This is a genomic window from Roseisolibacter sp. H3M3-2 (genome assembly GCF_029211165.1).
Taxonomy (GTDB): Bacteria; Gemmatimonadota; Gemmatimonadetes; order Gemmatimonadales; family Gemmatimonadaceae; genus Roseisolibacter.
In genome coordinates, this window is sequence record NZ_JARGEK010000239.1 from 1 (window position 1) to 7,574 (window position 7,574).

Genomic DNA, 7,574 nt, shown 5'->3' on the forward strand with positions numbered 1-7,574 from the left:
GCTGGCCGGCGTGCTCCCCGCCTCGCCGCCGGCGAGGAGCTCGCGGTGGCGCTGGGCGCCGGTCGCCGCGATGGCGGCGAGCGCCGTCGCCATCCTGGCCGGGGCGGCCCTGGCGAGCGGCCGCCCGTGGAGCGCCCTCTACACGCTCCCCGCGGTGCTCGCGCTCATGCAGCTCGCGCCGTTCCTGCTGCGCCGCTTCGGGCTGATCTGAGCGCTCAGCCCGCGGCGGCGGCGTCGAGCACCGCGCGCACCTGCCGCAGCAGCGTCTCGCGCGAGAACGGCTTGGAGAGCAGCGGCACCCCCGCCGCCAGCGCCCCCTGCGTCTCGACCACGTCCGGGCTGTACCCCGACATCACGAGCGCCGGCAGCGAGACCCACCGCGCGCGCACCTCGCCCAGCAGGTCGCGCGCGCCGAGCCCCGGCATGACCACGTCGGTCAGCAGGAGGTCGATCTCGGCGACGCGGCGCTCCAGCGTCGCGAGGGCCTCGATGCCGTTGCGCGCCTCCAGCACGCGGTAGCCGCCGCCGGTCAGCATGCGGATCACCGTCACGCGCACCGCCGGGTCGTCCTCGACCACCAGCACCGTCTCGCTCCCCGTCGGCGTGGTCGGGACCTCGTGCTCCCCCGTGTCGGCGTCGCCCGCCTCGGGGAGCGCGCGCGGCAGCAGCACCGTCACACGCGTGCCGCGCCCCGGGGCGCTGTCGGCGTAGACGTAGCCGCCCGACTGCTTCACGATCCCGTACACGGTCGCCAGCCCGAGCCCCGTCCCCCGCCCCGCCGGCTTGGTGGTGAAGAACGGCTCGAAGATGCGCGACAGCGTGACCGCGTCCATCCCGACCCCCGAGTCGCCGACCTCCAGCGCGACGAACTCGCCCGCGCGCAGCCACTGGCGCCCGGCGGCGAGCGCGCGCGACTCGGCCTCGCCGACGTTGCGCGTGCGGAGCGTGAGCTCGCCCCCGCTCGGCATCGCGTCGCGCGCGTTGATGGCGAGGTTCATCAGCACCTGCTCCAGCTGCCCCGGATCCGCGTGCACCGGCCAGAGCGACGCGTCGAGCGAGGCGGAGAGCGCGACGTCGGCGCCGATCACGCGCTGCAGCATCCGCTCGACGTCGGCCACCACCTCGCTCACCGAGAGTCGGCGCGGGCGCAGCACCTGCTGCCGGCTGAACGCGAGCAGCTGGCGCGTGAGCGCGGCCGCGCGGTCGGCGGCGGCGTCGATCGCGGCCAGGTCCTCGAGCGCCTCGTCCCCCGGCGGGATCACCTCGCGCACGAAGGGCACCTCGCCCTTGATGACGGTCAGCAGGTTGTTGAAGTCGTGCGCGACGCCGCCGGCGAGGCGGCCGAGCGCCTCCATCTTGTGCGCGTGGCGCAGCCGCTCCTCGGCGAGGTCGCTGTCGGTGACGTCTCGCGAGATGCCGACGGCGCCGGTCGGGGCGCCGTCGCGGCCGCGGATCGGCAGCATCACGCTCTCGTAGCGGCGCACGCGGCCGTCGGGGAGCGTGACCTCGCTGCGCGCCCGCACCTCGCGCCCCTCCTGCACGACGGCGCGCAGGTTGGCGGCGAAGCGCTCGCGCGTGGGCGACGGCCACAGCTCGGACTCGAGGCGGCCGACGACGTCGGACGCGGGGCGGCCGAGGAGACGCAGGTACGCGTCGTTGACGGTGACCAGGCGCCCGTCGGGGTCCACGTGCCACGCCGGGTCGGGGAGGTGGCGCAGCAGGGTGAGCGCCTGCGCGTGCGCCGCCCGCTCCGCCTCCTCCTCGCTGCGCCGCGCGCGCTGGTCGTAGAGGAGCAGCGTGGCGCCGGCGAACCGCCCCTCGTCGTCGTGCAGCGGGGTGGCGACGGCGAGGCACTCCACCGCCTGGCCGTCGCGGTGGCGGAACGCGATCGGGAAGGCGCCGCCGTGGCCGGTGCGCAGGCGCGCGAGGTGCGCCGCCGCCTCCGCCGTCCCGCCGGCGACCCAGTCGAGCAGCGGCCGGCCGCGCAGCTCGTCGGCGCCGACGCCGAGGAGGGCGAGGAGCGCCGGGTTGGCGTCGCGGGTGCGCCCGTGGGCGTCCACGAACCACACCCCCTCGCGCGCCGAGTCGAGGATGCCGCGCAGGTGCCGCTCGGCGGCGCGGCGCGCGGCGGCGGCGGTGCGCCGGCCGAGCCGCTCGCGCGCCCCGCCGGCGACGCGCCCGCGGGTGCGCACCTCGGCCATCACGCAGGCGGCGAGGTCGCGCATCGTGGCCACGTCGTCGTCGTCCCAGTCGCGGGCGTCGCCGTCGATCGCGGCCAGCGCGCCGAGCACGTGCCCGTCGCCGTCCACCAGCGGGACGCCGAGGTAGGCGACCACGCCGAGCTCGGGGACCGCGAGGTTGCCGCGGGCGTCCGGGTTCCGGCGTGCGTCGCCGACGACCAGCGGCGCCGCACCCTCGACCACCAGGCGGCAGAGCGAGTGCGACAGCGGGGTGCCGCGCGCCGAGTGCCAGGGCTCGGGGAGGGCGCCCGCGCAGCTCATGAAGAACTGCCGGCGGTCGTCGACCAGCGACACGACGGCGACCGGGGCGCGGAGGGCGCGGGCGGTCAGCCGGGCCAGGCGGTCGAACGCCGCCTCGGGGGCGGTGTCGAGGAGGCCGGTGGCGCGGAGGGCGGCGAGGCGCTCGGGGGACGCCAGCGTGGACATGCGGACGGAGCGGGAGGGGGCCGGCGGGACGCGCGTGGCGCGCGGGGCGCGCCGCACCGTCGAGGCTACCGGGGGAGACGGCCGGACGCAGGGGGGCGGCACGTGACGATTTCGTGCCGGGCGCGCCCGGGCCCGTTGCCGTAAGTCCAGGTCCCGGCTAGCTTTCGGGGCTCTTCACAACGGCCGCCCGCGATCGCCGCGGCGGCCCCCATCCCCTCCTCCCGCTCCGGCAACCAGCGGGGGGCGGCCTATGACCACAGGGAGGATTGCCGATCGTGCCCAGCACGAAGTCTCGCACGTACGAGGCGGTCTACATCTTCGACAGCGCGCTCGAGGATCCGCAGATCGCCGAGAAGCTCGACCGCCACCACGGCCTGCTGAGCGCCTCGGGCGACATCAGCCTCGAGCACTGGGGCCGCCGCCAGCTCGCGTATCCGATCAAGAAGCGCGAGAACGGCTACTACGTCATCGCGCAGTTCACGCTCGACGACGTGTCGGTGCTCCCCGAGTTCGAGCGCGCGCTCAAGCTCGACGAGGGCGTGCTGCGCTACCTCATCTCGCTGCACGAGCGCGAGCTCGGCGCGCCGCCGATGACCGAGGAGGAGCTGGCCGCCCGCAAGAAGGACGACGACGAGGACGAGGACGAGGAATAACCATGCGCCGCCCCAAGAAGACCGATCCGTTCGCCGAGGCGCGCATCCGCTTCGTCGACTACAAGGACGACCGCCTGCTCTCGCGCTTCATCACGGAGACGGGCAAGGTGCTGCCGGGCCGCCTGACGGGCGCCACCGCGCGGCACCAGCGGCAGCTGGCCAAGGCGATCAAGAAGGCCCGCTACCTGGCGCTGATCCCGTACACCAAGGGGTCGCAGAGCTGACATGGGGCCGGCCGAGCGGGGACCGTCGGCCCGCGAGCGGGGGTGGGGACGCACCACGGTGGCGCTCCTGGCCTGCCTCGCGGTGGCGGCGGCCCCGCTCTGGCCGGCGGCGGCCGGGCTGGCGGCGGCATTCGTGCGCGTCGTCCTCCCGATCGAGCAGACCATGCTGCTGGTGGTGCCGGCGCTCGCCGCCTGCGCCGCCGTCGGGTGGTGGCGCGGCGGGCGGCTGGTGCTGCTGCTGGCCTGGGCCGCGCTGGCGGTCTGGGTGGTGGCGGCGCCGCTCCCCGCGCAGGCCGGGAGCTACCCGACGCTCGCGCGCGGGTGGGCCCTGCTGGTGGCGGCGGCGTTCGGCATCGTCGGGGTGGTGGCCCCGGGGCGCGCGTTCTTCCCGCGCGCGCTCTCGGCGCTCGGACTGGCCTTCGGGGTCGCGCTCGCCGCGCTGCTGGCGGCGGACCGCGACCCGGGGCGGCTGGCCCGGGTGATGGCCGCGGAGCACGGGCGTCGGGTCGAGGCGTCGCTGGCCGCGTGGCGGCGGCACGCCGAGGCCGACGGGTGGCAGCGGATCGCCGCCCGGTCGCCCGAGCTGGCGGAGCGGGCCGAGGCCACGGTGTCGGCGCTGCGCGCGCTGCCCCCGGTGTCGGCGATGCTCACGCCGGCGCTGGCGGCGCTCGAGGCGCTGGCGGCGCTGGCGCTGGCCTGGTCGCTGTACCACCGCCTGAGCCGCGCGCGGCTGGGGCCCCCGCTCGGGGCGCTCCGGCAGTTCCGGTTCAACGACCAGCTGGTGTGGGGGGTGGTGGCGGGGGCGGCGATGCTGCTCGTGCCGTCGCTCGCGCCGCTCCGGGTGGTGGGGGCGAACCTCCTCGCCTTCTTCGGCGCGCTCTACGCGCTGCGGGGGCTGGGGGTGCTGCGGTGGTGGGCGCCCGAACGGTGGGCCGCGCTGGCGGCCCTCGGGGTGGCGCTCCTGCTCCCGGTGCTCGGCGTGGCGCTGCTGGCGGCCACCCTCGGCGTGGTCGCGCTGCTCCTCGGGCTCGGCGACACCTGGCAGGACTGGCGCAACCGCCCGCCCCGCCCCACGGCCTGACCGGCCGCCCGATCTCTTCGTCTTCGTCCTTCAATTCGCATAGAGAGGTTCCAATGGAAGTCATCCTCCGACAGGCGGTCGAGAACCTGGGGCACCCCGGGGACGTCGTGACCGTCAGCAACGGGTTCGCCCGGAACTACCTGCTCCCGCGCGGCATCGCCTTCCAGGCGACCGAGGGGAACAAGAAGCGCATCGCCCAGGAGAAGGCCCGCCTGGAGCAGGCCGAGGCCCAGCGCCGCGACTCGGCGCAGGACATCGCCAAGAAGCTCGAGGAGGTCTCGATCACCTTCGCCGCGCGCGTCGGCGAGGAGGGGAAGCTCTTCGGGTCGGTCACGACCGGCGACATCGCCGACCAGCTGGCCGCCCAGGGCTTCACCGTGGAGCGCCGCCAGATCGACCTGCACGAGCCGATCAAGTCGCTGGGCGTCTACCGCGTGCCGATCAAGCTGCACGCGGACGTGAAGCCCGAGATCAAGGTCTGGGTCATCAAGCAGTGAGCCCGCACCGCGTCCCCCGGGACGCGCGCGGGGGCGGGCGCCGGCACCGGCGCTCGCCCCCGACTTGCATCCGCCGGTACCGTCCGGAACATTGCCCGAAGGGGCGGGTACGCCCGCCCGTTCTGCCCGCTTCCCCGCACGTCTTAATGGCGACGACCTCGAAGCTCTCGGCCGCCGAGGCGGCCCGTCGCGCCGCCCTCCTGGCGGCCGACCTGAAGGCCAACGACGTGGTGCTCCTGGACCTCAAGGGCGTCACCGACGTCACCGACTACTTCGTGGTCGCCAGCGGCACCTCCGACACCCACGTGCGCGCGGTGGCGGAGCACGTGATCGCGGAGTTGAAGAAGGAGGGGGTCGCGGTCCACCACGTCGAGGGGCTGCAGCAGGGGCGCTGGGCGCTCCTCGACTTCGTGGACTTCGTCGTCCACGTGTTCCACCCCACCCTGCGCCAGTTCTACCAGCTCGAGCGGCTGTGGAGCGACGCGCGGGAGGTCCCGCTCGACCAGACCGCCGGGGCGGCCGCCCCGGCACCCTAACTCGGCACCCGAAGGGGGCCTCGTGACACTCGGGATCCGGCTCCGCGCCTCGCTGGCGCGGACCGCGGCGCGCGCCGCCGCCACCCTCGCCCTGGTCGCCGCCGCGAGCGCGCCGGCCGGGGCGCAGCTGTACTTCGGGCAGAACCTCGTCCAGTACGACCGCCTGAACTGGCGGGTCCTCGAGACCGAGCACTTCCTCGTCCACTACTACCCGGTCGAGAAGGAGGCGGCGTACGACGCGGCGCGCATGGCCGAGCGCGCGTACGCCCGCCTGTCGCGGCTCCTGCAGCACCAGTTCCGCGAGAAGAAGCCGATCATCCTGTTCGCGAGCCGCGGCGACTTCGCGCAGAGCAACGTCTTCGGCGACCTGGGCGAGGGGACGGGCGGCGTCACCGACCCGCTCCGCCAGCGCATGGCGCAGCCGTTCACGGGCGACTACCGCTCGTTCGAGCACGTGCTGGCGCACGAGATGGTGCACGCGTTCCAGTTCGACATCTTCTCGCGCGGGCGCGCGGGGGCCAACCTGCAGACGCTGGCGCAGGTCAACCCGCCGCTCTGGTACATGGAGGGGATGGCCGAATTCCTCTCGCTGGGCTACGAGCACCCGCAGACGGACTCCTGGATCCGCGACGCCGCCATCAACGGGAACCTGCCGACGATCAAGCAGATGACCGAGCGGCCGGACCAGTACTTCCCGTACCGCTTCGGCTTCTCGCTCTGGCAGTACGTCGGGCAGCGGTGGGGCGACCAGGCGGTCGGCGAGATCATGAACGCGGTGCCGAACCTCGGCATCGAGCGCGCCTTCAAGCGCGAGCTGGGCCTCTCCCTCGAGGAGCTGTCGGACGAGTGGAAGGAGGCGATGCAGCTCAAGCACCTGCCGCGCATCGCGGAGCTCGACCGGGCGCGCAAGTTCGCGCAGCCGCTGCTGACGCAGCGCCGCACCGGCGGGATCGCGGACCTCTACATCGCCCCCGCCCTGTCCCCCGACGGGCGGCAGATCGCGTTCATCTCGTACGGCAACTTCCTGCGCGGCGAGGTCTTCCCCGACCTCTACCTGGCCGACGCGCAGACGGGCAAGCGCATCAAGCGCCTCGTCAAGAGCACGACCAACTCGGACGTCGAGGAGCTGCGCCAGCTCTACTCGCAGTCGAGCTTCTCCCCCGACGGGAAGTACCTCGCCTACACCGCGCAGCGGCGCGGCAAGGACGTGCTGTACATCCTCGACGTGGCGAAGCGCTCGACGATCCGCCTGATCGACGTCCCGCAGCTGGAGCAGGTGCTGAGCCCGAGCTGGTCCCCCGACGGGCGCCAGATCGTGATGACGGGGAACGTCGGCGGGATCACCGACCTGTACATCGTCAACGCCGACGGGACGGGGCTCCGGCAGCTGACGCGCGACCGCTTCGGCGACATGCAGCCGTCGTGGTCCCCCGACGGCAGGACGATCGCCTTCGCCAGCGACCGCGACACCGACTTCGACGTGCTGCGGCTCGGGCGGTGGAAGATCGCGCTGCTCGACGTGGCGACCGGGCAGGTCACCGAGGTGCCGAACCAGGCGGGGCTCAACATCAACCCGCAGTGGGCGCCCGACGGCCGCTCCTTCGCCTTCGTGTCGGACCGCACGGGGACGGCCAACCTGTTCCTGTACGACCTCGACGCGCGCGAGCACTACCAGCTCACCAACGTCGTGGGCGCGGTGAACTCGCAGACGGAGTTCTCGCCGGCCATCAGCTGGGCGCACAAGGCCGACCTGCTGGCGTTCGTCTATTACGAGAAGGGGACGAACAACGTCTGGTCGATCCGGAACCCGCGCCTGCTCAAGAAGCAGCCGTTCCGCCCCGCCGCGCCGACGCCGGTCGTGGCGGCCGGCGCGCCGGGCGCGGCCCCGGGCGGGGCGGCGCCGGTGGCGCCGGCGGG

7 protein-coding genes and 1 pseudogene are annotated in these 7,574 nt (G+C 74.4%); 7 read left to right on the forward strand and 1 reads right to left on the reverse strand.

Features of this window, described 5'->3' with window-relative positions:
• A partial coding sequence (locus PYV61_RS17290; RefSeq protein ID WP_275833887.1) for a hypothetical protein occupies positions 1-211 on the forward strand: 211 nt, incomplete at its 5' end.
• 4 nt (positions 212-215) lie between these two features.
• Here the strand turns inward: PYV61_RS17290 and PYV61_RS17295 are convergent.
• Positions 216-2,666, reverse strand: a complete 2,451-nt coding sequence (locus tag PYV61_RS17295) for a PAS domain-containing protein (RefSeq protein WP_275833889.1) — start codon at positions 2,664-2,666, stop codon at positions 216-218.
• A 275-nt stretch (positions 2,667-2,941) separates the two neighbouring features.
• Between PYV61_RS17295 and rpsF the strand changes: the two genes are divergently transcribed.
• From rpsF to PYV61_RS17325, 6 genes and pseudogenes are all read left to right on the forward strand, one after another.
• Positions 2,942-3,319 carry a 30S ribosomal protein S6 gene (rpsF, locus tag PYV61_RS17300; RefSeq protein WP_275833891.1) on the forward strand — a complete coding sequence of 126 codons (378 nt, stop codon included), beginning with the start codon at positions 2,942-2,944 and terminating at the stop codon, positions 3,317-3,319.
• A gap of 2 nt (positions 3,320-3,321) precedes the next feature.
• The gene (gene rpsR, locus PYV61_RS17305) at positions 3,322-3,543 is read left to right on the forward strand and encodes a 30S ribosomal protein S18 (RefSeq protein WP_275833894.1); all 222 of its coding nucleotides are present in this window, start codon (positions 3,322-3,324) and stop codon (positions 3,541-3,543) included.
• Between the two features lie 58 nt (positions 3,544-3,601).
• Positions 3,602-4,624, forward strand: a complete 1,023-nt coding sequence (locus PYV61_RS17310) for a hypothetical protein (RefSeq protein WP_275833896.1) — start codon at positions 3,602-3,604, stop codon at positions 4,622-4,624.
• Between the two features lie 53 nt (positions 4,625-4,677).
• Complete coding sequence (gene rplI, locus PYV61_RS17315; protein WP_275833898.1) at positions 4,678-5,121, forward strand: 50S ribosomal protein L9; 444 nt, start codon at positions 4,678-4,680, stop codon at positions 5,119-5,121.
• A gap of 146 nt (positions 5,122-5,267) precedes the next feature.
• Positions 5,268-5,657, forward strand: a complete 390-nt coding sequence (gene rsfS / locus PYV61_RS17320) for a ribosome silencing factor (protein ID WP_275833900.1) — start codon at positions 5,268-5,270, stop codon at positions 5,655-5,657.
• Between the two features lie 22 nt (positions 5,658-5,679).
• A pseudogene (locus PYV61_RS17325) lies at positions 5,680-7,574 on the forward strand (peptidase S9); the annotation flags it as partial.

Coding starts and splice junctions, on each gene's coding strand:
- rpsR (WP_275833894.1), top strand. CDS start 3,322: ATGCGCCGCCCCAAGAAGACCGATCCGTTCGCCGAGGCGCGCATCCGC.
- rplI (WP_275833898.1), top strand. CDS start 4,678: ATGGAAGTCATCCTCCGACAGGCGGTCGAGAACCTGGGGCACCCCGGG.
- PYV61_RS17295 (WP_275833889.1), bottom strand. CDS start 2,666: ATGTCCACGCTGGCGTCCCCCGAGCGCCTCGCCGCCCTCCGCGCCACC.
- rsfS (WP_275833900.1), top strand. CDS start 5,268: ATGGCGACGACCTCGAAGCTCTCGGCCGCCGAGGCGGCCCGTCGCGCC.